Source organism: Pseudomonas sp. Pseusp3, assembly GCF_047304225.1.
Classification (GTDB): domain Bacteria; phylum Pseudomonadota; class Gammaproteobacteria; order Pseudomonadales; family Pseudomonadaceae; genus Aquipseudomonas; species Aquipseudomonas fluorescens_CD.
In genome coordinates, this window is record NZ_JBGLYV010000027.1 from 1 (window position 1) to 25,280 (window position 25,280).

Annotated in this window: 21 protein-coding genes; 11 read left to right on the forward strand and 10 right to left on the reverse strand. The window is 61.9% G+C overall.

Annotated elements, in window-relative coordinates:
* Nucleotides 1-122 precede the first annotated feature (122 nt).
* The 4 genes from ACCD00_RS11575 to ACCD00_RS11590 all read right to left on the reverse strand — a co-directional run bounded on the left by ACCD00_RS11575 (nt 123) and on the right by ACCD00_RS11590 (nt 3,649).
* The gene (locus tag ACCD00_RS11575) at nt 123-677 is read right to left on the reverse strand and encodes a tetratricopeptide repeat protein (RefSeq protein WP_111288078.1); all 555 of its coding nucleotides are present in this window, start codon (nt 675-677) and stop codon (nt 123-125) included.
* A 225-nt stretch (nt 678-902) separates the two neighbouring features.
* Nucleotides 903-2,186, reverse strand: coding sequence for a glutamate-1-semialdehyde 2,1-aminomutase (gene hemL, locus ACCD00_RS11580; protein WP_111288076.1), 1,284 nt, complete (start codon nt 2,184-2,186; stop codon nt 903-905).
* 10 nt (nt 2,187-2,196) lie between these two features.
* Entirely contained in the window at nt 2,197-2,820 is a 624-nt protein-coding gene (gene thiE, locus ACCD00_RS11585; RefSeq protein WP_413424557.1) for a thiamine phosphate synthase, read from the reverse strand.
* 31 nt (nt 2,821-2,851) lie between these two features.
* Nucleotides 2,852-3,649: a hydroxymethylpyrimidine/phosphomethylpyrimidine kinase gene (locus ACCD00_RS11590; RefSeq protein ID WP_008052407.1), complete on the reverse strand. Its 798-nt coding sequence runs from the start codon at nt 3,647-3,649 to the stop codon at nt 2,852-2,854.
* Nucleotides 3,650-3,931: 282 nt separating this feature from the next.
* On the opposite strand from ACCD00_RS11590, the gene ACCD00_RS11595 reads away from it, so the two are divergent.
* The 4 genes from ACCD00_RS11595 (at nt 3,932) to ACCD00_RS11610 (ending at nt 10,413) form a co-directional block, all read left to right on the forward strand.
* The gene (locus ACCD00_RS11595; protein ID WP_413424559.1) at nt 3,932-6,316 is read left to right on the forward strand and encodes a 7TM diverse intracellular signaling domain-containing protein; all 2,385 of its coding nucleotides are present in this window, start codon (nt 3,932-3,934) and stop codon (nt 6,314-6,316) included.
* A gap of 74 nt (nt 6,317-6,390) precedes the next feature.
* Nucleotides 6,391-8,040 (forward strand): acyl-CoA dehydrogenase family protein, encoded by a 1,650-nt coding sequence (locus ACCD00_RS11600; RefSeq protein ID WP_413424561.1) that lies wholly within the window; start codon nt 6,391-6,393, stop codon nt 8,038-8,040.
* Between the two features lie 166 nt (nt 8,041-8,206).
* The gene (amn, locus tag ACCD00_RS11605) at nt 8,207-9,706 is read left to right on the forward strand and encodes an AMP nucleosidase (RefSeq protein WP_413424563.1); all 1,500 of its coding nucleotides are present in this window, start codon (nt 8,207-8,209) and stop codon (nt 9,704-9,706) included.
* Nucleotides 9,707-9,777: 71 nt separating this feature from the next.
* Nucleotides 9,778-10,413 (forward strand): pseudouridine synthase, encoded by a 636-nt coding sequence (locus ACCD00_RS11610; protein ID WP_413424658.1) that lies wholly within the window; start codon nt 9,778-9,780, stop codon nt 10,411-10,413.
* Here the strand turns inward: ACCD00_RS11610 and ACCD00_RS11615 are convergent.
* Both ACCD00_RS11615 and ACCD00_RS11620 read right to left on the reverse strand, forming a co-directional pair.
* Complete coding sequence (locus tag ACCD00_RS11615) at nt 10,408-10,617, reverse strand: DUF2788 domain-containing protein (RefSeq protein WP_008022976.1); 210 nt, start codon at nt 10,615-10,617, stop codon at nt 10,408-10,410. The two genes, ACCD00_RS11610 and ACCD00_RS11615, sit on opposite strands and share 6 nt — an antisense overlap.
* Nucleotides 10,618-10,805: 188 nt before the next feature.
* Nucleotides 10,806-11,285: an Lrp/AsnC family transcriptional regulator gene (locus tag ACCD00_RS11620; RefSeq protein WP_007937367.1), complete on the reverse strand. Its 480-nt coding sequence runs from the start codon at nt 11,283-11,285 to the stop codon at nt 10,806-10,808.
* A 450-nt stretch (nt 11,286-11,735) separates the two neighbouring features.
* Between ACCD00_RS11620 and ACCD00_RS11625 the strand changes: the two genes are divergently transcribed.
* Complete coding sequence (locus tag ACCD00_RS11625; RefSeq protein WP_413424565.1) at nt 11,736-12,785, forward strand: DUF6515 family protein; 1,050 nt, start codon at nt 11,736-11,738, stop codon at nt 12,783-12,785.
* Here ACCD00_RS11625 and ACCD00_RS11630 read toward each other — a convergent pair.
* Together ACCD00_RS11630 and ACCD00_RS11635 are read right to left on the reverse strand one after the other, a co-directional pair.
* Nucleotides 12,779-13,675 carry a cation diffusion facilitator family transporter gene (locus tag ACCD00_RS11630; protein ID WP_413424567.1) on the reverse strand — a complete coding sequence of 299 codons (897 nt, stop codon included), beginning with the start codon at nt 13,673-13,675 and terminating at the stop codon, nt 12,779-12,781. The two genes, ACCD00_RS11625 and ACCD00_RS11630, sit on opposite strands and share 7 nt — an antisense overlap.
* 41 nt (nt 13,676-13,716) lie before the next feature.
* Nucleotides 13,717-14,136, reverse strand: a complete 420-nt coding sequence (locus ACCD00_RS11635; protein ID WP_008022979.1) for a hypothetical protein — start codon at nt 14,134-14,136, stop codon at nt 13,717-13,719.
* 361 nt (nt 14,137-14,497) lie between these two features.
* Between ACCD00_RS11635 and hrpB the strand changes: the two genes are divergently transcribed.
* Complete coding sequence (gene hrpB, locus ACCD00_RS11640) at nt 14,498-17,014, forward strand: ATP-dependent helicase HrpB (protein WP_413424569.1); 2,517 nt, start codon at nt 14,498-14,500, stop codon at nt 17,012-17,014.
* A gap of 12 nt (nt 17,015-17,026) precedes the next feature.
* Here the strand turns inward: hrpB and ACCD00_RS11645 are convergent, their stop codons facing one another.
* Complete coding sequence (locus tag ACCD00_RS11645; RefSeq protein ID WP_413424571.1) at nt 17,027-17,947, reverse strand: LysR family transcriptional regulator; 921 nt, start codon at nt 17,945-17,947, stop codon at nt 17,027-17,029.
* A 226-nt stretch (nt 17,948-18,173) separates the two neighbouring features.
* Between ACCD00_RS11645 and ACCD00_RS11650 the strand changes: the two genes are divergently transcribed.
* From ACCD00_RS11650 to ACCD00_RS11670, 5 genes are all read left to right on the forward strand, one after another.
* Nucleotides 18,174-19,664: an aldehyde dehydrogenase gene (locus ACCD00_RS11650; RefSeq protein ID WP_413424573.1), complete on the forward strand. Its 1,491-nt coding sequence runs from the start codon at nt 18,174-18,176 to the stop codon at nt 19,662-19,664.
* 21 nt (nt 19,665-19,685) lie between these two features.
* The gene (locus ACCD00_RS11655) at nt 19,686-21,056 is read left to right on the forward strand and encodes an aspartate aminotransferase family protein (protein ID WP_413424575.1); all 1,371 of its coding nucleotides are present in this window, start codon (nt 19,686-19,688) and stop codon (nt 21,054-21,056) included.
* A gap of 366 nt (nt 21,057-21,422) precedes the next feature.
* On the forward strand, nt 21,423-22,409 hold the full coding sequence (locus ACCD00_RS11660; RefSeq protein ID WP_413424577.1) for an ABC transporter substrate-binding protein: 987 nt from the start codon (nt 21,423-21,425) through the stop codon (nt 22,407-22,409).
* A gap of 8 nt (nt 22,410-22,417) precedes the next feature.
* On the forward strand, nt 22,418-23,221 hold the full coding sequence (locus tag ACCD00_RS11665; RefSeq protein ID WP_413424579.1) for an ABC transporter permease: 804 nt from the start codon (nt 22,418-22,420) through the stop codon (nt 23,219-23,221).
* On the forward strand, nt 23,209-24,042 hold the full coding sequence (locus ACCD00_RS11670) for an ABC transporter ATP-binding protein (RefSeq protein WP_111288249.1): 834 nt from the start codon (nt 23,209-23,211) through the stop codon (nt 24,040-24,042). Before ACCD00_RS11665 ends, ACCD00_RS11670 begins: the two co-directional genes overlap by 13 nt.
* 143 nt (nt 24,043-24,185) lie before the next feature.
* Here ACCD00_RS11670 and ACCD00_RS11675 read toward each other — a convergent pair whose 3' ends face one another.
* Complete coding sequence (locus tag ACCD00_RS11675) at nt 24,186-25,265, reverse strand: endonuclease/exonuclease/phosphatase family protein (protein ID WP_413424582.1); 1,080 nt, start codon at nt 25,263-25,265, stop codon at nt 24,186-24,188.
* Between the last annotated feature and the right edge of the window lie 15 nt (nt 25,266-25,280).

The window sequence follows — 25,280 nt, forward strand, 5'->3', positions numbered from 1 at the left end:
CCCCCCCCCCCCCCCGCCCCCCCCCCCCCCTCCCCATACCCTTGTACTCGCTCCCCCACAACAACCCCCCCCCGGGGCCGGGGGCCCCCCCCGCGAAGGGGTCAGAAAGGTCGACGCAGAAATCAGGGCAGCGGCGAGAAAGGCGTACGCCCATCGGCGCTCTGCAATTCCATCAGGTATTTACGGAAGATTTGCCCAAGCACCTGAGTGGCGACTTCCAGCTCTTCGCGGGGCATCTTTTCGGTGACTTCGTCGGCGGTGTCCAGTGCATCCTCGGCACCGTTGACCGCGGCCATCTTCAGCAGGATGTACGCCTGAACGTTATTGGCCGGCACGCCTTCGCCATGAAAGAACATGGTGCCGAGCTTGAATTGCGCCTGGGCGTGGCCTTGCAGTGAGGCTTTTTCGAAATAGCTCAGGGCTTTATTGAGGTCGCGCGGCGCGTTTCTGCCTTCATAGTAGAACTCACCCAACTCGTATTGCGCTTGCGCATCCCCTTCATCCGACGCCTTCTGGCAGGCGGCGAGCGCCTGCTCCAGGTCTTGCGGCTGGGTATTGAGGGTGCAGCGACCCATCGCTGGGATTAACAACGAGTTGCCGCCTGCTTGTGCTTGCGCGAGCAGGGGCTGAAGAAGCAACAGGCAGCCCAGAGCAAGGGTGCGGCCGGTGCGGTTCATGGGAATCGACTTACCTCTGAAGGGCGCGCGGACCCATCGAGGGGATCCAATAAGCGCGCATTATGAAATAAGCAGGGCCAACCTTACAAAGTCTTTACTCGTTTTTCTGCTGCACGGGAAATATATCGCCCACTTTGCGGGGGATTATCGGCAGGTGAGTAGGAAAAAGCGCGGGCGTGTAGGTGAAAGCTGACGCTGGCGATGGCCAACGTCAGCGTTATAGCGTTATTTCAAGGCAGCGAAGGCACGCTCGGCGGCGTCCAGGGTGAGTTTCAGTTCGGCTTCGCCGTGAGCGATCGAAGTGAAACCGGCTTCGAAGGCACTCGGTGCCAGGTACACGCCACCTTCCAGCATCAGGTGGAAAAAGCGGCCGAACAGGGCCGCGTCGCTGGCCATCACGTCATCGAAGGTAACGATGTCGTCGGCACCGCTGAAGTACAGGCCGAACATGCCGCCGGCCTGAGTGGTCACGAACGGAATGCCGGCCGCATCGGCGCGCTGTTGCAGGCCGTCGAGCAGGCGAGTGGTGTAGTCGGTCAGCTCGGCGTGGAAGCCCGGGCGGCTGATCAGGCGCAGGGTGGTCAGGCCGGCGGCCATCGCCAGCGGGTTGCCGGACAGCGTACCGGCCTGGTACACCGGGCCCAGCGGGGCGATGCGCGACATGATTTCGCGCTTGCCGCCGAAGCAGCCGACCGGCATGCCGCCGCCGATGATCTTGCCGAAGGTGGTCAGGTCCGGGGTCACGCCGTAGTACGCCTGGGCACCGCCCAGGGCGACACGGAAACCGGTCATCACTTCGTCGAAAATCAGCACTACGCCGTGCTTGTCGCACAGGGTCCGCAGGCCTTCGAGGAAGCCCGGAGCAGGCGGTACGCAGTTCATGTTGCCGGCCACTGGCTCGACGATGATGCAGGCCACGTCCTGGCCAACTTCGGCCAACATGCTCTCAACGGCATCGATGTCGTTGAACGGCAGGGTCAGGGTGTGCTTGGCGAACGCTGCCGGTACACCGGCCGAACTTGGTACGCCTTGGGTCAGTGCGCCGGAGCCGGCCTTGACCAGCAGGCTGTCGGAGTGACCGTGGTAGCAGCCTTCGAACTTGATGATGCTGTCGCGGCCGGTGAAACCACGGGCCAGGCGGATGGCGCTCATGGTCGCCTCGGTGCCGGAACTGACCATGCGCACCATTTCCATCGACGGCACGAGCGAGCAGACCAGATCAGCCATCTGAGTTTCCATCTCGGTCGGGGCACCGTAGGACAGTCCGTGCTCAAGCTGTTTGCGCACGGCGTCCAGCACGTCCGGGTGGCTGTGGCCGAGGATCATCGGGCCCCAGGAGCCGACGTAATCCACATAGCGCTTGTCGTCTTCGTCAGTGACGTAGGCACCTTCGGCGTGCTTGAAGAACAACGGCGTGCCGCCGACGCTCTTGAACGCGCGAACCGGCGAGTTCACGCCACCGGGAATGTGTTTCTGGGCATTGGCAAACAGCGTTTCGGAACGAGACATGATAGGGCTCTCAGACTTTTAGTAATTCATTGAATGCGCGGGCGCGGCGGGTTACTTCAGCCGTGCTCTCGGCGCCAAACAGGCCATGCACCACCGCCAGCAGATCGACGCCGTGGGCCACCAGCGGCGCGGCGTTTTCCAGGGTGATGCCGCCGATCGCGCAGATCGGCAGGTGCAATGTGCGGCGAGCCTGGTCCAGCAGGTCGAGGCTGCAGGTCGGGGCGCCGGGTTTGGTGTTGGAATTGAAGAAGCGGCCGAACGCGACGTAGCTGGCGCCTTCTTTGACGGCCTGTTCGGCGAGGTCGAGTTGCGCATGGCAGGTCGAACCGATGATTGCATCGCGACCCAGCAGGGCGCGGGTCGGAGACAATGGACCATCAGTTTGACCCAAGTGCACGCCGACATTCAGGCGTGCGGCCAGCTCAGCGTCATCATTGATGATCAACCGGGTGTTGTAGCGTTCGCACAAATCACGCAAGGCTTCGGCTTCACGCAGACGTCTGGCCTCGTCGCTGCTCTTGTCGCGGTATTGCAGCAAGGTGACGCCGCCTTCCAGCGCCGCCTCCACGTACTTGAGCAACTTGCCGTCCAGCAAATGGCTGTCGGTAATGGCGTACAGGCCACGTAGTTTCATCGGTCAAGCCTCACCGCATTACAAATGGAAGTTACGAACAGAAATCCAGTGGCAAACGGCGCGGCACGAACTGGCCTTTGCCCAACTGCTCGGCGTCGCGCAGGGTGCGCCACGTGTAGTTAAGCGCGGTCTGCACGGCGCTGGCGAGGTTTTCACCCTGGGCCAGACGACCGGCCAGGGCACTGGCCAGGGTGCAACCGGAACCGTGATAACTGCCGGGCAAGCGCTGGCAGGTGTAGGTTTCGCGCAAGCCATCGCGGCTGTACAGGCGATTGTGGATTTCGGTTTCGTCACCATGGCCGCCGGTGATCAGCAGGTGTTTGACGAACGGCAGGAGTTTTTCGGCGCACTCGTCCGCGGTGCCTTCGGGCAGTTCGGCGAGGATTCGGGCTTCGGGAAGGTTAGGGGTCGCAATGATCGACAAGGGCAGCAGGCGTTCGCGCATGGCGTAGCCGACTTCGTCCTTGCCCAGGCGTCCGCCGCCGCCGGCGCGCAGCACCGGGTCGCAGACCACCGGCAAGTGTGGGTGCGCCGAAAGCAGTTCGACCACGGTGTCGACCATTTCCAGGGAACCGAGCATGCCCAGTTTGACGGCCGCGACTTCGGAGTCGTTGAGCACGGCATTGGCCTGGGCCAGTACCCACTCACGGTCGAGGACGCGGAAATCAGTGACATTGACGGTGTCTTGCACGGTCAGGGCGGTGACGGCCGGAGCCGCATGGCAACCCTGAGCGAGCAGGGCTTCGATATCTGCCTGCAAGCCGGCGCCACCACTTGGGTCGTGGCCGGAGAGACAGAGGACAACGGGGCGAGAGCTGTAGATATTCATGGTGCGCGAGCTTACCACCAAACAACGTTTTTCGGGTGTAGCGACAGCCAGTCCGGCTGTTCCCTCGCCACGGTGACTCATCAGCCACAAAATGTCTTCTGGTAGCTGCTCTGGAACGCCCGTTCTAGAGCCTTTGTAGGAAAAATTTCAATGGTGTTTAGTGGCCATCAACGGCTATGCTAGAGTGGATCCAAACCAATAACAGGTGATACCGGTTTTACGTCTGCTCAAAAGGAATGGGGGGCTTCCTGACAGAACCGGACAGGCCACGCTGGGGCTTCAATGCACTATTTGCTGATGTTGCTGTTGTGTTTGCCCCTCCTGGCAAACGCCGTCGAGTTCGATGAGTTCACTCAAAGCCTCCCCTTGGGCCGAACCCTGCAGGTCTACGAGGACGCAGGTGGTCAGGCGACCATCGCCGATATCCGTGCGCAAGCGGCGGCCGGCAACTTCAAACCGCACCACAAGGACACGCTCAACGCCGGGTATTCGCGTTCGGTGTTCTGGCTGAAAATCGACCTGCATTACCGTCCGGCCAATCCGGCGGCGCAACGGACCTGGCTGCTGGAGCTGGCCTATCCGCCCCTCGATCATCTCGATCTCTATTTGCCTGATGCGGCTGGCAGCTATCAGTTGCTCAGGCAGACCGGCGATGCCTTGCCGTTCGCCAGCCGCGAGGTTCGTCAGAACAACTATTTGTTCGATCTGACGTTCAAGCCTGACCAGGCCGAAACCCTGTTCTTGCGACTGCAAAGCGAAGGCTCGATCCAGGCACCGGTAACCTTGTGGTCGAGCACGGCCTACCTCGAAGAGCAGCCCGTGCGCCTCTACGTACTGGGGTTGATCTACGGCGTGCTGTTGGGGATGCTGGTCTACAACCTGTTCATCTACCTCAGCGTGCGCGACACGAGTTACCTCTACTACATCTTCTATATCGCCTCGTTCGGCTTGTATCAGCTGTCGGTAAACGGGGCGGCCGTGCAGTATTTCTGGCCGGACAACCCCTGGTGGGCCAACGCCGCGACGCCGTTTTTCATCGGCTGCGCAGGGCTGTTCGGCAGTCAATTCGCCCGCCGTTTCCTGCAAATGGCGACCCACAGTCGCTGGCTCGACCGTTTGTTGCTGGCGTTGGTTGTCTTTAGTGCGCTGGTCGTAGGCTTGTCGTTGATGACCAGTTACGCCCTGGCCTTGCGCCTGGCCACGGCGCTGGCGCTGACGTTCACCGTGGTGATTTTTGCCGCCGGGATCTTCGCCTGGCTGCGGGGCCTGCGCGTCGCGCGGTATTTCATAATTGCCTGGTCGGCGTTTTTGCTCGGCGGCATCGTCAATACACTGATGGTGCTGGGGTACCTGCCGAACGTGTTCCTGACCATGTATTCCAGCCAGATCGGCTCGGCCATCGAAGTGGCGTTGCTGTCCCTGGCGCTGGCCGACCGCATCAACGACATGCGCGAGCAGCAGGCGCAAACCCTGTTCGACGCCAGCCAGAAGCTTGAGGTTCTCAACCAGCAACTGGCTCGCAGTAACAAGCTCAAGGACGAATTCCTTGCCACCCTGACCCATGAACTGCGCACACCGATGAACGGTGTGATCGGTTCGCTGGAACTGATGCAGACGGTCGAAATGGACCCTGAGCTGGAGCAGTATCAGCAGACGGCTTCGGGCTCGGCGCGGGACATGATGCGCATGGTCAACGGCATCCTCACCCTCACCGAATTGCAGGCCGGCAAACTCAAGGCCTCGGCCGAAACCTTCAGCTTGCGCGGCATGGTCGAGGCACTGCACACCCAGTTCGAAGGCAATGCATCGGGCAAGTCGCTGGACTTCAAGGTCGATGTCGCGCCAGGTGTGCCGGATCGCTTGTACGGCGACAACGTCAAGATCGCCCAGTGCCTGGAATGTCTGCTGGATAACGCCATCAAGTTCACCCGGGTCGGCGGTCTGGCCTTGCGGGTGACCGGCAAGGCCGTTGAGCCCGACCGGCTGGCATTGACCTTTGCGGTGATCGACACGGGCATTGGCTTCACCGATTTGGGGGAGGCCACGATGTATCAGCGGTTCTTCCAGCTTGATGGCTCGATGACCCGTGAATACGGTGGCCTGGGTGTTGGTCTGGCGATTTGCCGACAGTTGGTCGAATTGCTGGGTGGACGCCTGACTCATCGCACCGAGCCTGGGCGCGGCAGCCGGTTTCAGCTTGATGTGGAAGTCGGGCTGCCGGTGGTCGAGCGCCCGGTGACGCCGTTGATGACCCGCGACTTTTCGCGCCTGCGCTTGCCTCAGGATTGTGCCGTGCTGTTGGTGGATGACAACGGCGTCAGCCAGTTGGTGATGCGCGGCATGTTGCTCAAGCTGGGGTTTCGCGTGCGTACGGCCGACAGTGCCGATGTTGCGCTCGATCTCTTGCAGCGCGAAGTGTTTGACGCGGTGCTGCTCGATTGTCAGGTGCCGCTTCAGGACGGTGGGTCGGTGTGCTGCCAGATCCGTGCGTTGCCGGGTTATGCCGAACTGCCGCTGTTCATGATCGCCCTGGGCGGTGACCGTGAGCGCTGCCCGACCGGCGCAGTGATTGATCACTTGAGCAAGCCGGTAAAATTCGAGGACTTGCAGGCCGCGCTCTACCGCCGTGTGCTTTGCCCGCAACAGGGCGAAAGTGCCGACAGTTAGGCGGATATGACACTTTGAACGGTCGAGGGGCGGTGCTTAACTGAAGTCCCTTGGCCGACCAAAGGAGCCCAGTCATGAACCTGCATCAGTTCGCCGAAACCCACGAAGTCACCAATCAGCCACCGTCCCTGGACGGCGCCAACCTGTACCGCATCGACTTGCCGTTGCAGGAATGGTCGCGGCGCTTCGGGGCCGGTTGGGCCGAAGCGCAGATCGACGCCTACGGCGCGCTGGCCGGTGGCCCGTTGATGGAAGCCGGGTTCCTGGCCAATCAGAACAAGCCGGTATTCAACAGCCATGACCGCTTCGGTCATCGCATCGATCTGGTGGAGTTTCATCCGGCCTATCACCAATTGATGCGCACGGCGGTCGAGCACGGCCTGACCTCGCGGCCCTGGGCGCACCCGCAGGACGGAGCCCATGTCGCCCGCGCTTGCATGTCGTATCTGCACAGCCAGGCAGAAGCCGGCAGTGGTTGCCCGTTGACCATGACCTTCGCCAGCGTTCCGGCCATGCGTCTGCAACCGGACCTGGCCGAGAAGTGGCTACCGAAAATCCTCGCCACCGAATACGACCCGCGCAACGTCGGCGTGGCCCACAAGGCCGGGGTCACCATCGGCATGGCCATGACCGAGAAGCAGGGCGGCACCGATGTGCGGGCCAATACCACCAAGGCGTATCCGGTCGGTGCCAGTGGTCCGGGCCAGGCTTATGAGTTGGTGGGGCACAAGTGGTTTTGCTCGGCGCCAATGTGCGACGCCTTCCTGACCCTGGCGCAGACCGACAAGGGCCTGACCTGTTTCCTGTTGCCGCGCCATCGTCCGGACGACACGCGCAATCAGTTCTATATCCAGCGCCTGAAGAACAAGCTCGGCAATTGCTCCAACGCTTCCAGCGAAGTGGAGTTCCGTGGCGCACTGGCGTGGATGATCGGTGAAGAGGGCCGTGGCGTTCCGACGATCATCGAGATGGTCGCCATGACCCGCTTCGATTGCATGGTCGGTTCCAGTGCGCTGATGCGTCAGGCGCTGACTCAGGCCAGCCATCACTGCGCTCACCGTTCGGTTGGCGGCAAACTGCTCAGCGAGCAGCCATTGATGCAGAACGTGCTGGCGGATCTGGCGCTGGAAAGCGAAGCCGCCCTGGCCTTGAGCCTGCGCATGGGGCGGGCGCTGGATCATCTGGACGATTCGCAGGAAGCCAGATTCGCCCGACTGGTGACGGCCGTGGGCAAGTACTGGATCTGCAAGCGGGCGCCGGCCATGATCAACGAAGCGGCCGAATGCATGGGCGGCGCGGGTTATGTCGAAGACAGCATCCTGCCGCGGCTGTACCGCGAGGCGCCGGTGAATTCGACGTGGGAGGGTTCTGGCAACGTGCAGTGCCTTGACGTGCTGCGTGCCCTGTCGAAAGAACCGGGTGTGCTCGACGCGCTGTTCAGCGAGTTGGGCGATGGCCATGGCGACAAGCGCCTGGCGGCGCACATCCATCAGTTGCAGGCGGCGTTCAAGGACACCAGTGACATTCAGTACCGCGCCCGGCAGTTGACCGAGGACATTGCGTTGGGGTTGCAGGCCAAATTGTTGCTGGAAGCCGGGAACGAGGTGGTCAGTGATGCCTTCATTGCCAGTCGTCTGGATGGCGGCGGCAGAGTGTACGGCGCGTTACCACGAGGCCTGGACGTGGAAGCGATTGTCGCCCGTTCGACTCCGCAGGGCTTCTGATCACCATCGGGCCTCATGTGGGAGCGGGCTTGCTCGCGAATGCGGTTTCACATTCAACATTGATGCGGCTGACAGACCGCTTTCGCGAGCAAGCCCGCTCCCACAGATGTTCTCTATGCACATCGCCAACATGCCACTGTTCCCGTGAAGCGACGATGCAGGCAAGATGAAGGTCTGCAAGTCAGAACACAGGATGCTGATCGTGACCGAAGCTTTTATTGTCGTTCAAACCGCCGAGCAAGCCGTGGATCGGCTTGCACTCTTGCACAATCGTGCAACCACCGCGCTGAGTCAGGCGCTCAAGCGTTACCTCAAGGACCGTGTCGAACCGGACGCCGAGCAGCGGGCGCTGTTCCGTTATCCCGAGCTGCGCCTGACCTACCATTGCCAGGGCGAAGTCCCGCAGACCACCCGTGCCTATGCCAAGGTCCAGCTGCCAGGCACCTACAGCGTCACCGTCACCCATCCATCGGCTTTCCGTAAATACCTGCTGGAACAGCTGGTGCCGCTGATGCACGACTTCACCGTGACCGTGGAAGTCGGGGTCAGCGAGCAGAACATCCCGTATCCGTATGTGGTCGAGCAGGGCGATGAGCTGGCGGGTTCCGGCGTCACCGCTGCCGTGCTGGCGCGGGTGTTCCCGAGTACCGACCTGTCGGCCGCGACCGATGGCATTGCCGACGGTTTGTACGACTGGGAAAACACCGATCCGCTGCCACTGGCCCTGTTCGATGCCGCACGGGTGGATTTCTCCCTGCGTCGACTGGTGCATTACACCGGCAGTGACTGGCGGCATGTGCAGCCGTGGATTCTGCTGACCAACTATCACCGCTATGTCGACCAGTTCATCGTCCATGGCCTGGAACAACTGCGTAAAGACCCGCGCTTCGTGCGCATGGTACTGCCGGGTAACGTGATCATCGAAAAGAGCATGGATCACGGCGAAGCCTCGGCGATTGCCGCCGGCGTGGTCTGGCACCGTTATCAGATGCCGGCCTATCACCTGATCGCCAGTGACGGCCACGGTGTGACCCTGGTCAACATTGGCGTCGGCCCATCCAACGCCAAGAACATCACCGACCACCTGGCCGTTCTGCGCCCGCATTGCTGGCTGATGATCGGTCACTGCGGCGGCCTGCGTCAGTCGCAAACCATCGGCGACTACGTGCTGGCTCACGCCTACATGCGCCGCGACGGGATTCTCGACCGGGTGGTGCCGCCGAACATTCCGATTCCGGCCCTGGCCGAAGTGCAGCTGGCGCTTCAGCAAGCGGCAGCGAACATTACCGGCGAGAAGGGCGACGAACTGAAGAAGCGCCTGCGCACCGGAACGGTGCTGACCTACGACGACCGTAACTGGGAGCTGCGCTGGGCGCAGGAACGACCGCTGATCAACCTGTCCCGCGCCGTGGCGGTGGACATGGAAAGCGGCACCATCGCCGCCCAGGGTTATCGTTTGCGGGTGCCGTACGGCACGTTGTTGTGCGTATCGGACAAACCGCTGCACAGCGAAATCAAGTTACCGGGCTCGGCGAACGCCTTCTATGAGCGCGCGGTCAGCCAGCACTTGAAGATCGGTATCGAGGCGGTGGATCTGTTGCGTACCGAACTCAACTCACTGCACTCGCGCAAACTGCGCAGCTTCGACGAGCCGCCGTTCCGCTGATTTGTCGATGGTCATTTAGCGGTCGGGGCACTAGCATTGTCAGCCCTGACCGTTAGATGTTCACATTCACCATGTCCCGTCCGCCACGCCCCGTTTCTCGCCGCCCTGGCGCGAAGCCATCCCCATCGGCCCAGCGCCGTGTCGCCAAGGCGCCACCGGCCGAGCCAAAACTGATCCTGTTCAACAAGCCGTTCGATGTGCTGACGCAATTCAGTGACGGCGAAGGGCGCGCGACCCTCAAGGATTACATCGATGTACCGGGCATCTATCCGGCCGGCCGGCTGGACCGCGACAGCGAAGGCTTGTTGCTGCTGACCAATGACGGCCAGCTTCAGGCGCGGATCGCCGACCCGAAACACAAACTGGCCAAGACCTATTGGGTACAGGTCGAGGGAGAGCCGGACGCCGGGCAATTGCAGCGCTTGCGTGACGGGGTTCAATTGAATGACGGCATGACCTTGCCCGCCGAGGCGCGACAACTGGACGAGCCCGATCTGTGGCCGCGCAATCCGCCGGTGCGTTTTCGTAAAAGCGTGCCGACCAGTTGGCTGGAGTTGGTGATTCGCGAAGGGCGCAACCGGCAGGTTCGGCGCATGACGGCTGCGGTCGGATTGCCGACGTTGCGCCTGGTACGGGTCAGAATCGGTGACTGGACGATCGAAGGGCTCGATCAGGGGCAGTGGAAAGAAGTGCCGGCGCGCTTATAAAGTGCCGGACTCGATCAGGCCGATCACCACACTTTTGATCACGAAGGCAGCAACACCCAGGCCCAGCACGAAGAACAGGATGAACGAGCCAAAGCGCCCGGCCTTGGACTTCTTCGCCAGATCCCAGACGATGAAACCCATGAAAATGATCAGGATCGTGACCAGTCCGGTCATCATCCACTCTTCGAATACTGCAGGATCCATCGAACATCTCCGGCACAGGCGAGGCTAAAAGGGCGCGGCGAGTATACGCCGCACTGGCTTCGCGCAGTATTGACCTGCGTCGGTGTGTCGCAGTCATTCGTCGCCTGTGCCGGCCTCTTCGCGAGCAAGCCCGCTCCCACAGGGGATTGCATTCCAATGTGGGAACGAGCTTGCTCGCGATGGCGTCCTCAGCTACGCAGATGAGTCAAAGGCAGTTCGGTGCTATTCAAAACCTGATTCAGCACAAAACTCGAGCGCACGCTGGTCACCCCTTCAATCCGGGTCAGATGCCCCAGCAGCAGTTTCTGGTAGTGATCCATGTCCGGCACCACGACCTTGAGTTGATAGTCGGCATCCATCCCGGTCACCAGGCTGCATTCGAGCACCTGGGGCAAGGTGCGGATGGCTGCTTCGAAGTTTTCGAAACGCTCCGGCGTGTGACGGTCCATGCCGATCAGTACATAGGCCGTCAGGCTCAGGCCGAGCATTTTGCGGTCGAGCAGGGCGACCTGACGGGAAATGTAGCCGTCGTCTTCCAGTTGCTTGACCCGCCGCGAGCACGGCGAAGGCGACAGGCCGATGCGCTCGGCCAGCTCTTGGTTGGAGATGCGTGCGTCGCGTTGCAATTCCGCCAGAATACTCAGGTCGTATCGGTCGAGCTTGCTCATCAAACGGTCCTTTGTCGTAACTATTGCTGAGGATTATGTATCTTGGGTTAAAAATTGCGCAAGTGATGTTTAATCAAGCAATCTTCGCAATCCTCTGCTGACGCTCCCGGCCTATTCTTATCACCAGAATCACTGCTCGGACAAACAGTCCAGTGCGGCTCGCCCAATCAGGCCCGCCGCGGTCGCCACCCCCACCGGGGATGTGCCGGCCCCCGAGCTGCACACTGTCCAGAAGACGGCGTGAGGTGAGCCGACGCCAAAAGCGTCGAGCCAGGACGAAGTTCTCCAAGGGGAGGCCGACGGGTCTCCCCTTTTTCTTGCGTACAATTTACTGCCGTGAATTGACGCCCGGCCCTCAATAAATAAGTTGCGTGACTGATAACCTCTAGCAGAACCGGCCCGTGCTTTCCCAGTCTTATGTACAGGCCCTAACCCGCAATGAGGAAAAGCATGAAAGCGCGCATCTGGCGTTTGGCCGGTGTTGGTTTGCTGTGTGTCAGTGTCACTGCGCAAACGATGGCCGATGAGCCGCAAAACCATGGCCGTGATGGCGGGCAGCACGGCCAGGAAGGGCATCAGGGTGGTAATCAGGGCCATGGTGGCAACGACCAGCCGCGTCCGCAAAACAGCCAGCCGCAGAACCAGCCCCGTGCGCAGAACAACGACAATCGTCAGTCCGAGCGCAACGGCCAGAATCAACATCAGGACAATGCCCAGTGGCAGAAACATCCGGCACCGGATTTCAACAGCCCGGTTCGCTCGCCGCCGCCACCACCGCAGTTGCCGGCCAATGACTTTCCGATCCAGCCCCGCCCCGACACCGTGCGCCAGACCCAGCAGCCGCAGCGTGGTTACTACCAGGACCAGCCGCACCGCAACGATTACAACCAGCGCTGGGGCGGCTACATGGGTGCACCGACCAATTACAATACCTGGCAGGGTCGCCCTGACGGGCGCAGTAACGGCTGGGGACCCGGGCCAAGGTATCGCCCTGGCCAGGTGATCGACCGCTTCCCCGAGCGTAATTACCGCGTGCCTTACCGTGGCATGGATTATTACTATTCCGGCGGTTACTGGTATCGCCCGCTTGGCCCGCGCTATGAGGTGGTGCAGCCACCGCGCGGGATTCGTGTTCGCTACCTGCCCGATTATGCCCAGCAGGTGTGGATCGCCGGGACGCTGTTTTTCCTTGCGGCCGGTTCATATTACGCCTACCAGGAAAGCACTCAGGATTACGAGGTGGTCGAGCCGCCGATTGGCCAGGCGCAATCGCAACCAACAGCCGCCAGCAATAGTTATGACGTGGAGGCGTATCCGGCCAACGGCCAGTCGCCGGAGCAGGTCAGCCGGGATGGCTACGAGTGTTATCAATACGCGGTACAGCAGAGTGGTTTCGATCCACGAACCGCCACCTACCAGCCAGACCCGTCGGTGGTGCAAGCCTACCGACAGGCCCAGGGCAGTTGCCTGAGCAGTCGCGGTTATCAGGTCAATTACTGAGCCCGGGCGGCTTTCACCACTTCCTTCGGGTCGGCGTGCACCAGCACCTCGGCTCGCGGGTAAGCGCTGTGAATGGCCGCGGCCGCCTGATCGCTGATGCCGTGGGCGACTGACAGCGTCAGCTCCCCCGGCAACTCCAGATGCAACTGTACAAACCACTGGTTGCCGGAGATCCGTGTACGCAGGTCATGCGCACCCAACACGCCGGGTACGCTGCACGCCAGCTCCAGCATGTGCTGGCTGACATCCGGTGGCAGCTCTTCATCCATCAACACCGCAAAGCTCTCCCGGGCGATCTGCACCGCGCTCCACAAGATATAAACGGCGATTCCCAGGCCAAACCAGGCGTCGACCTGATGCCAGCCAAACCCGGCCAGTATCAGCGCCAGCAGAATGCTGCCGTTGAGCAACAGGTCCGAACGGTAATGCAGCGAGTCGGCCCGCACGGCGTTGGAGCCCGTGGCCTTGATCACCCGATGTTGCAGCATCAGCAAGGCCAGGGTCAGGGCGAGCGAGAACACAATTACACCGATACTGATCCAAGGCGCGCCGACCGGTTCGGGATGTTTCAGCCGATCGTAGGCCTGTAGCGCAATCAGTATCGCACTGCCGCCAATGAACAGTGCCTGGGCCATGCCCGCCAATGACTCGGCCTTGCCGTGCCCGTAGCGATGATCATCGTCGGCGGGGCGCAGGGCGTAATGCACCGCCAGCAGGTTGAGCAACGACGTGACGCCGTCGAGTGCCGAGTCGGTGAGCCCGGCGAGCATGCTCACCGAGCCGCTCAACCACCAGGCGATGGCTTTGGCGACGATCAATGTGCATGCCACCGCCACCGAGGCACGGGTCGCCAGCCGCAGCAGGTTGGCGTGTTCGGAGCTGGAGGTCATAGGGGCAATCGTTCCTTGAAGAGTCCTTTTGTGCGCAGGGATTACGCGGCCGGTTGCAGGCCGAACATCGCCAGTTGCTGGGCGCTGCCTTTGCTCTGGATCAGGCGTGGATCGTCCAGCGGGAAGCTGCGGCCCAGCTCGCTTTCCAGAATAGTCTGCAACTTGCGGTTATCGACTTTGCCGTCGGGGCCGATGGCGTCCTTGAGTTTTTGCGGGTCGACCTGCGCGGTCTTGCCCGGTTCGAAATAAATCGCGCCGGTGGCGAAGTCCACGGCAAACGCGATCAGGCCGGGGATGATGTAGAACAGCAGGCCAACGGCGTCGAGCGCGGCAATGGCCGGGTCGATCTTGCCTTCGATCTGGCCACGGCGATCGGGATAGAAGATCGAACCGCAGGCTGTCACTTGAGTCAGCAAGGTTGCGACCAGAACACCGCCAATCAGGCGAAAGGGAGCACGCATATGAAATCTCCTGGGTAATCTCGAAACGAAACGTCGTCTGTATGAATTAAGACCCTGACGAACGCCTTGCAGTTCGCCGTTATACTCGCGCTGGCAGGGCGTGCCCACAGTAAATTGCGGCCGCGTCTCACCCCTACAGAGATAGTTGAGGATGGACGTTGTTTTTTTCAGTTCAACAACGCGTAACGGCTGACAGTTGTAATCGGGGTTCGGCCCTCCGGGCTGAAGCTGTGGACGCGCCATGCTGCGTTGCGGAACTTGGTAAGGAAACGACCCTTACCTGCGTCCCGCGCCTTGCCTGGCACGCCCACAGCTTCAACGCGACTCGCAATTTACTGTGGGCACGCCCTGGGGAGCCAGCATGATTTCTTTGCCGATCGATGAAGTTTTACCCGCCCTGCGTGAAGCCCTCGCTACACGTCACGAAGCCGTGCTCGAAGCACCGCCCGGCGCCGGTAAGACCACCCGCGTGCCTTTGGCCTTGCTCAACGAGCCGTGGCTGGCCGGGCAGACCATCCTGATGCTCGAACCCCGCCGGTTGGCCGCGCGGGCAGCGGCGGAGCGACTGGCCAGTGAGCTGGGGGAGAAGGTCGGCGAAACCGTGGGTTATCGCATTCGGCTCGACAGCAAGGTCGGCCCCAATACCCGTATCGAAGTGGTCACCGAGGGTATCCTCACCCGGCGCCTGCAGGACGACCCGGCGCTGGAAGGCGTGGGCCTGCTGATCTTCGATGAGTTTCACGAGCGTAGTCTCGATGCCGATCTGGCTCTGGCCCTGAGCCTCAATGGCCGTGAACTGTTTCGTGATGACCAACCACTGAAAGTCCTGCTGATGTCCGCGACTCTGGAAGGCGAGCGCCTCGCCGGGTTGCTCGACGATGCGCCAATCCTGCGCAGCGAAGGGCGCATGTTCCCGGTGGCAATGCGTTGGGGGCGGCCGTTCCAGGCCGGTGAATTCATCGAGCCGCGTCTGGTGCAGACCATCCTTGAAGCCTTGAACGACGAGACCGGCAGTGTGTTGGTGTTCCTGCCGGGGCAGGCGGAAATCCGGCGCGTGCATCAGCAACTGGCCGATGCGCTGGGCGATAACCCACAGGTTCTGTTGTGTCCGTTGCACGGTGAACTGGACCTGACGGCGCAACGGGCGGCAATCGATCCGGCACCGGCGGGCAAACGCAAAGTGGTACTGGCCACCAACATCGCCGAGACCAGCCTGACCATCAATGGCGTACGAGTGGTGATCGATGCCGGGCTGGCGCGGGTGCCGCGTTTCGACCCCGGCAGCGGCATGACCCGCCTCGACACCCAGCGCATTTCCAAGGCCAGTGCCACCCAGCGCGCGGGCCGGGCCGGGCGCCTGGAGCCCGGCGTGTGTTATCGCTTGTGGTCCCAGGATCAGCACGAGCAACTGGCGGCCTATGGCACCGCGGAAATCCTTTCGGCGGACCTCGCCGGGCTGGCCTTGCAACTGGGGCGCTGGGGCGTGACGCCCGGGCAACTGGTGTGGCTCGACGTACCGCCGGCCGCCGCTTATGCACAGGCCCAGGATCTGCTCGAACGCCTGGGCGCACTGGAGGGCGAAGCGCTGACCCGTCACGGTCAAGCCATGGCTGAACTGCCGGCGCATCCGCGCATCGCGCATTTGCTGTTGCGCGGCCAGGCGCTGGGGCTGGCGGACATGGCCTGCGACGTCGCGGCGCTGCTCGGTGAGCGCGATATCCTGCGCGGCGCCGGGGCGGACCTGCACAGCCGACTGGTGCTGCTGTCTGGCGAAGAACGTGCTGCACGCGGTGCCCAGGGCGGCGTGCAGCGCGCACGGCAACTGGCGCGGCAGTACCGTGGTTATCTGCGGGGTAAAGCATCGGAACCGGTCAGCGATCCCGAGCATCCGCGCTGGTTGGGTGCGCTACTGGCGCTGGCCTATCCCGACCGGGTCGCCCAACAACGCCGTGCCGGTGGTGCAGAGTATCGCCTGGCCAACGGTCGCGCAGCCTTGTTCGCCGAGGCGGACAGCCTGATGAAGCAAGCGTGGCTGGTGATCGCCGATCTGGGCAGTCGTCAGGGCCAGCGCGAAGAGCGGATTTATCTGGCGACGGACTTCGATCCGGCGTTGTTCGATTCGGTACTGGCCGAGCAGGTGCGCTGCGTCGATCAACTGGATTGGGATGAGCGTGAAGGCGTGCTGCGGGCCGAGCGTCAGCGTAAGGTTGGCGAGTTGATCCTCAGTCGTGAACCGCTCACCGGCCTCGACGAAAGCGCGCGCAGCCAGGCGCTGGTGAATCTGGTGCGGCGCAAGGGGCTGGAGCTGTTGCCGTGGACGCCGGAGCTGCGTCAGTGGCAGGCGCGGGTCGCGTTGTTGCGGCAACTGGACCTTGCCGGCAAGGGCGAGAGCGAGTGGCCGGATGTCAGCGACGGCGCGTTGCTCAAAAGCCTGGAGCACTGGCTGATGCCGTATCTGGGCAAGGTTTCCCGGCTCAGTCACTTCGCCAATCTGGACCTGTCGAGCATCGTCCACAACTTGCTGCCATGGCCGCTGCCGCAGCGGCTGGACGAGCTGGCGCCGCATCATTTGAGCGTGCCGTCGGGGTCGTCGATTCGTCTGGACTACAGCGAACAGCCGCCGATTCTCGCGGTGCGTTTGCAGGAGCTGTTCGGCCTGGCCGAGACCCCGCGCATTGCCGGGGGCCGGCAAGTGGTCAAGCTGCATCTGTTGTCCCCGGCGCGGCGGCCAGTGCAGGTGACCCAGGATCTGGCCAACTTCTGGCGCAGCACCTACGCCGAGGTGAAGAAGGATCTGAAGGGGCGGTATCCGAAGCATTACTGGCCGGATGATCCGCTGGTGGCCGAAGCGACTGCGCGGATCAAACCGCGTAAATAATCGCTAAGGCAATTAATGCGGTTTTTCGGATTTGGCGGTCAGTTGTTCGCGGCAGTAATCCGCAAACAACTGCGCCGGCTTGGTCAGTTGCCCGCGTTTGAGCCACGCCGCCACCAGTCCCGAACCGGTGACGTCTTCGGCGATGTCCACGCACACCACTTTCTGTCCGTCGTAGGTGCATTCCGAATGCGGTTTGGTCACCAGGATCGAGAAACCGAAGCCTTGTCCGACCATGCCGCGCACCATCTCGATCGATGGAGAGCTGAAGGCGATGCGTGGGGTCAGTCCCAGCTCTTCGAACAGGCTGACGAAGTAGGTCCGGCTCGGCTGCACGTCCAGAAGAATCATCGGCTCCAGGCACAGGTCCCGCAGCGACACTTGCGCCTGCTGGGCGAAGCGGTGATCTGCCGGCAGCAATGCGTAAGGCCGTTGCGCGGGCATCAGCGGTTCGGTCTCGATGGTGCCGTCGAGGTCGTGCTCGTAGAGGATCGCCAGATCGAAGGCGCCGGAGGTCAGGCCCTGCACCAGCTCTTGCTGCTCGCCGTCGCGGATGCGGATTTCCACCCCCGGGTACAACGCCGAAAACCCGGCGATCAATTGCGGCAGGTACAGCGGTGCGACGGTTTCGAAACAGCCGATATCGATCTGTCCGGACACCACATCGTTGTCGGCCAAGGCGTTCTGTTCGAACTCCCTGGCCATGCGCAGCAGTTCCTGGGCCTTGCGGTAAAAACGTGCACCGCTGGGGGTCAACGACACGCCCTGGGCGTGATGGCGGATCAGCAGTTGCACGCCGAAACTGTCTTCCAGCCCTTTGATGGCCGTGGAGATCGACGGCTGGGCGATGTACAGCTTGCGCGAGGCCTCGGCGACGCTGCCACACTCGACGGTGGTGATGAAGTATTTCAGTTGACGCAGATTGTAGGCAGCCACAGCAAACCTCGGGGGAGAACGGATCAGGCATCCTGGCAATTTGCGCGCCACCCCTATCCGCTCGGGCAGCGATTTGTTGTGATTGAACAATAACCACATGCTGCGCCAGAAGGGAGATTGGCTACGTAGTTTTTTCTTGGCCTGCGAACACATTTTTACTGGTTTTCCACCGCTTGGGCCTGAGCGACTATCCAATACACAAGAATGTCCTCTGGAGCATCCGAACGTGTTCGAGCTTGAGTATTGGCAACGCAAAGCCGCTTCCCTGCGGTTTCCCGACCAGGCCGTGATCGATGGCCAGCGCCGTGCGGCGCAGTCGGGGCAGACTTTCGCCGCGATCAACCCCGCCACCGGCCAGTGCCTGGCCAATGTTGCCGCCTGTGGCGAAGACGACGTAAACGCGGCGGTGCGCAATGCACGACAGGTCTTCGAGGCGGGCACCTGGGCTGCGCGCTCACCGACCGAACGCAAGCAAGTGCTGTTGCGCCTGGCTGATTTGATCCTCGATCACCGTGAAGAACTGGCGCTGCTTGACTCGCTGAACATGGGCAAGCCCGTTACGGACGCCTACAACATCGATGTGCCGGGCGCCGCGGGCGTGTTCCGCTGGTACGCCGAGAGCCTCGACAAACTCTACGATCAGGTCGCGCCGAGTGCGCAGAACGTGCTGGCGACCATCACCCGCGAAGCCCTCGGTGTGGTGGCGGCCGTGGTGCCGTGGAATTTCCCCCTGGACATGGCCGCGTGGAAACTCGCCCCGGCTCTGGCTTCGGGCAATTCGGTGATTCTCAAGCCGGCCGAGCAGTCGCCGTTTTCGGCCTTGCGTCTGGCTGAGCTGGCGCTGGAAGCGGGTATTCCTCCTGGTGTACTCAACGTGCTGCCGGGCCTCGGAGAGCAGACTGGCAAGGCCCTGGGCCTGCACCCGGACGTTGATTGCCTGGTGTTCACCGGCTCCACCGAAGTCGGCAAATATTTCATGCAGTACTCGGCCCGGTCGAACCTCAAGCAGGTGTGGCTGGAGTGCGGCGGCAAGAGCGCCAACCTGGTGTTCGCCGATTGTCAGGATCTGGATCTGGCGGCCGAGAAAGCCGCATTCGGCATCTTCTTCAATCAGGGCGAAGTCTGCTCGGCCAACTCGCGGTTACTGGTGCAGCGTTCGATTCATGACGAGTTCGTCGAGCGCCTCAAGGCCCAGGCCGAACGCTGGCAGCCAGGCGATCCGCTGGACCCGTCGAGCGCCGCCGGGGCTATCGTTGACAGCCGGCAGACCGCACGCATCATGAAGTTCATCCAGCAGGCCGAACTGCAAGGTGCGACAAAAGTCTGTGGTGGTCGGCAGTCGATCTTCAATGGCAGCGACAACTTCATTCAGCCGACGATTTTTACCGGCGTGACGCCGGACATGCCGCTGTTTCGCGATGAAGTGTTCGGCCCGGTGCTGGCCGTCACGGCGTTCGATGACGAGGCCCACGCCTTGAAGTTGGCCAACGACAGCGTCTACGGTCTGGCGGCCTCGCTGTGGACCGACGACCTCAACCGCGCTCACCGTGTGGCGCGACAGTTGCGGGCCGGTACGGTGTCGGTCAACAGCGTCGATGCACTGGACGTGACCGTGCCTTTTGGCGGCGGCAAGCAGTCGGGTTTCGGCCGCGACCTGTCCCTGCATTCATTCGATAAATACACCCAGTTGAAGACCACCTGGTTTCAATTGCGCTGATAACAAAACGGAGAACTGGCGATGACCACACCACGTGAAACCCGCGACTACCAGGCCGCCGACGCTGCGCACCACATCCATGCGTTCGTCGATCAGAAAGCCCTCAATGACGAGGGGCCACGGGTGATGGTCCGTGGCGAGCGCCTGCACCTGTGGGACAACGATGGTCGGCGTTACCTCGACGGCATGTCCGGGTTGTGGTGCACCAACCTCGGTTACGGGCGCAAGGACCTGGCGGCCGCGGCGAGCCGGCAGCTGGAACAGCTGCCGTACTACAACATGTTTTTCCACACCACCCACCCGCAGGTGATCGAGCTGTCCGAACTGTTGTTCAGTCTGCTGCCGGGTCACTACAGCCACGCGATCTACACCAACTCCGGCTCTGAAGCCAACGAGGTGTTGATCCGCACGGTGCGTCGTTACTGGCAGGTGCTCGGCAAGCCACAGAAGAAAATCATGATCGGCCGCTGGAACGGTTACCACGGTTCGACCCTGGCCGCGACGGCGCTCGGCGGCATGAAATTCATGCACGAAATGGGCGGCATGATTCCGGACATCGAGCACATCGACGAGCCGTACTTCTTCGCTCACGAGGGCAACCTGACGCCAGCTGAGTTCGGTCTGCGCGCGGCACAGCAACTGGAAGCGAAGATTCTCGAACTGGGCGCGGACAAGGTCGCAGGCTTCATCGCCGAACCGTTCCAGGGTGCCGGCGGCATGATCTTCCCGCCAGAAAGCTACTGGCCGGAAATCCAGCGCATCTGCCGCAAGTACGATGTGCTGCTGTGCGCCGATGAAGTGATCGGTGGCTTCGGTCGTACCGGCGAATGGTTCGCCCACGAGTACTTCGGTTTCGAGCCGGACACCCTGTCCATCGCCAAGGGCCTGACCTCGGGCTACATCCCCATGGGTGGCTTGATCCTGTCGAAAAAAATGGCCTCGGTGCTGGTGGAGCAGGGCGGCGTGTTTGCCCACGGCCTGACCTATTCCGGGCACCCGGTGGCGGCGGCGGTGGCGATTGCCAACCTCAAGGCCCTGCGCGATGAAGGCGTGGTGACGCGGGTCAAGGATGACATCGGCCCGTACCTGCAACAGTGCCTGCGCGAAGTGTTCGGCAAGCACCCGCTGGTGGGCGACATCCAGGGCACGGGCATGGTTGCGGCGCTGCAACTGGCCGAAGACAAAACCAGCCGCAAGCGTTTTGCCAACGAGAACGACATTGCCTGGCGCTGCCGTACGATTGGTTTTGAAGAGGGCGTGATCATTCGCTCGACCCTTGGCCGGATGATCATGGCACCGGCGTTGATTGCCAGCCGTGAAGAGATTGACGAACTGATCGCCAAGACCTTGAAAGCGGTGGATCGTACGGCGCAGGAATACGGCCGGATTTGATCTTGTAGCGTTCTCTTGGGCCTCTTCGCGAGCAAGCCCGCTCCCACACTGGATCTGTGTCGATCACAAATCCCCTGTGGGAGCGGGCTTGCTCGCGAATGCGATGCCCCATTCAATACATTCCTAACCTCTTGCACCCACCTCGGGCATCCCCGCCCGCAGCGCCCGTTGGCAATGCGCGCTAACGAGTTTTTTCATCGTTCGCATCCACATATTTCCTCATTTTCCTAATCCCGCCCTTGGGCCAACATCGATCTCGCCAGCCAGCCCAGTGCTGCATGCCGAAAGGTCCACCAGAGACCACAGGCCGGGCCGCTGGCCGTACTGCCCATGACAAAACTAAATCAACAGCTTTGGGAGTGCTCCATGATCAAGTCCTTGCTTACGCGCGTTGCCCATCCACTGGCGGTCACCGCCATCGCCGCGACGGTCGCCACCAGCGCCCAGGCCGGCACCCTGTCCATCGGTCATACCACCTGGGTCGGCTACGGCACCCTGTACCTGGCCCAGGACCTTGGCTACTTCAAGGAAAACGGTTTGACCGTCGAGTTGCCGGTGGTCGAAGAAGCGGCGATGTACATGGCCGCACAAGCTTCCGGCGAGTTGTCCGGCTCGGCGTCGACCATCGACGAGGTGCTCAAGTACCGTCCGCAATTCTGCTTCAAGGCCGTGGCCGCACTGGACGACAGCCATGGTGGCGACGGCGTGCTGGTGGGCAAGGACGTCAAGAGCCTGCAGGAGCTCAAAGGCCAGGCCGTGGCGGTGAACGAAGGCTCGACCTCGCAGTTCTGGTTGTCGTATCTGCTGAAAAAGAACGGCATGAAAATGAGCGACATCACCGTGCAGAACATGACCGCCGACGATGCCGCCACCGCGTTCATCGCCGGTCGCGTACCCGCCGCCGTGACCTGGGAGCCGCACCTGTCGATGGTTCGCGACAAGCAGCAGGGCAGGGTGCTGATCGACAGCAGCAGCACACCGGGAGTGATCGTCGACGTGGTCGCACTGAACTGCACCGTCATCGAAAAACAGCCGGAAGACGTCAAGGCACTGGTGGCCGGTTTGTACAAAGCCGTGCAGTACACCAAGGATCATCCGAAGGAAGCCTACAAGATCATGGCCAAGGGCGTTGGTGGTTACCTGGCCGATCCGAAGGAGCTCGAAGCGGCTGCCCAGGGCGTGCGTTTCTATGACCAGGCCATGAGCGAAAAACTGCTGGGGGCGCCGGGCAAACCGGGTGACAGCGCACCGCTGATCAAACTGGCCAACGAGACCGCCAGTGAGCTGCAAGGCAAACCCTACAACGTCAGCAATGACGACCTGATCGACAACCGTTTCGTTACCCCGCTCTAGGAGGCTGCATGTTCAAGCGCAATTCATGGCTGAGCCGCTGCATCACGCCCAAGACCGGTTTGCCGGTCTCGGTGATCTGGAGCGCGAGCGGGTTGGCCTGGGTGCTGTTGGTCGGCCTGTGGGCCGGGTTGTCCTACGGCGGCGTGGTGCCGGGCATGTTCCTGCCGACGCCGGGCGCGGTGGTCGAGGCCGCCGTGCGCCTGAGCCGCGACGGCACCCTCGGTCAGCACGTGTGGGCCAGCGTCGAAGTGGTGATGGTCGGGTTCATTGTGTCGTCCCTGGTGGCGGTGCCGCTGGGTTTGCTGATGGGCAGCTTTCGCATCGTCCAGGCCTTCCTTGAGCCGTTGGTGAATTTCATTCGTTACCTGCCGGTAACTTCGTTCGTGCCGCTGTTCATCCTGTGGATCGGTATCGGTCTGGAGCAGCGGGTGTCGGTGATCATTTTCGGCGTGTTCTTCCAGCAACTGGTGATGATCGCGGACGTGTCCAAAGGTATCTCCAAGGACCTGGTCAATGCCTCCTACACCCTCGGTTCGAACCGGCGTGACGCGGTGCTGCATGTGATCGCTCCTGCGTCGCTGCCGGGCGTGCTCGACACCTTGCGGGTGACGATGGGCTGGGCCTGGACTTACCTGGTGGTGGCTGAACTGGTCGCCGCGTCCAGTGGCCTGGGTTACCTGAGCCTCAAGGCCATGCGTGGCTTTCAGGTGGATGTGATTTTCCTGGCCATCGCGATCATCGGCCTGCTGGGCCTGGTCACCGATCAACTGTTCCGTTTCCTACGTCTGAGGATCACCGCATGGGCTCAGTAACCGCCGCCACTCATCGTTTTGTCGCCCCTCAAACCGCCCCGGTGAACGCGCCACGGCTGCAAGTGGACAAGGTCAGCCTGAGTTACAGGAAACCTGATGGCGGAACCTTTACCGCGTTACAGGAGGTGTCGTTCGAGGTGCCGGACCAGCAATTCGCTGTGCTGGTCGGGCCTTCGGGCTGCGGCAAGTCGAGCCTGCTGTACCTCACCGCCGGCCTGGCCGAACCGACCTCGGGCGAGATTTACGTCGGCGGCCAACAGGTGGAAGGCCCCGGTGCGGATCGCGGCATGGTGTTCCAGAGCTACACGCTGTTCCCGTGGCTGACAGTGCGCCAGAACGTCGAGTTCGGCCTCAAGCGGCGCGGCATGCCGGCGGCGCAACGCAAGGACATCGTCGACTACTACGTCAATGAAGTGGGCCTGAGCGGCTTTGCCGACAACTACGCCAAGCAGTTGTCTGGAGGGATGATGCAGCGTGTCGCCATTGCCCGGGCGCTGGCCAATGACCCGCAGATCCTGCTGATGGACGAACCCTTCGGCGCCCTCGACAGCCAGACGCGCCTGCAAATGCAGCAGCTGTTGCTGCGGGTCTGGGGCAACAGCAAGAAGACCGTATTGTTCGTGACCCACGACATCGACGAAGCGATCCTGCTGGGCGACCGGGTGTACGTCATGGGCGCCAGGCCAGGGCGGATCAAGCAGATTCTGGATGTGCCAATTGAACGTCCACGGAACCTGGACATGGTCATGGAGCGTTCATTCATCGAGATGAAGCGCGAGATCTTCGGGTTGCTGCATGATGATCTGGAGGAAGTGCATTAGGGCTGATTGCGGGTCTGACACCCTCCCTGTGGGAGCGGGCTTGCTCGCGAAAGCGGTATAGCAAACAACATTGATGTTGGGTGTACTGGCCTCTTCGCGAGCAAGCCCGCTCCCACAGATATTGCGTTTATCTGGAGCCGGCGCTACGGCGCAACCGGCAACAGAAACCGGGCAATCACCGGCAGGTGATCGGAGATGCGCAACGTATCGTCCTGCCGCACCATCGCCTCCATCCGTTTGATCCGCGGGCTGTAGAACAGGTAGTCAACGGTCCGGTCCGGGCCGCTCAGCCCGGTGTCGTTCGGGTAATGCGTCAGCCAGCGTTCGCGATCGATACCACTGGCTTCGTTGTTGGTCGGGATCATCGGGTACTTGTCCCACAGGATGTGCAACGGGCTGTCGGCGGAGAAGGGCGTGCGTTGCGCATCGGGCAGGCGTCGATATTGGCCGATTGGCAACAGGTTGAAATCTCCGCCGATAAGCCACGGCGTGCCACGGCTTTCGAATTTATCGAGGGCCCTGGTCACGGCGTTGACCTGGTTTTGCAAGGTATTGTCGGCCTGGGTCGCACGGTCCAGATGGGTATTGAGCACCACCATCTGTCCACCGTCACTCAAGGGCAAGTAGCTCACCAGCAAGGCGTTCCTGGGTTTGAATTGGCGGCTGACCGTGTTGCCCGAGGCGACGGGCAGTTGCAGACGTTCGGCATGTTCGATCTGGTAACGGCTCAGGGTCGCCAGTTGCCGACCGACACTGCCGAAGATATGCGGGTTAGGTACGAAGTCTGCCTTCCAGTCGAAGGCGCTGGCGCTGCATGGGTACAGATCGGCGAGCCGTTCTTGCAGCAGTTTGAACTGGTGCTGGTAACTGCTGGCCTTGGCGCCGTCGTCCAGCTCCTGCAACAGCACGATGTCCGGTTGCTCGTCGCGAATCACCCGCGCCACTTCGTCGAGGCTGAAGGCCATGTCTTCCGGTGTGGGGCGTTCGTCGGTACCGGAGGCCAGGTCATTCCAGAACACGTAACGCTTGCCGGCCAGGTACTGGACGTTCCAGGTCATCACCTTCAGCACCTGCCCGGGGACCAGGGTGGGCGCCTGTGCACTGCAACTGACGGGCAACACTTCTTTGGCATCGGGGCGCCAGGTCAGGCTATAGATCATCACGCCGATCAGGCCGATCGCGATCAGCAGGCCCAGCAGGGTGTAGCGCAGTAGACGGGTCATGGCTCGGCTTAATAG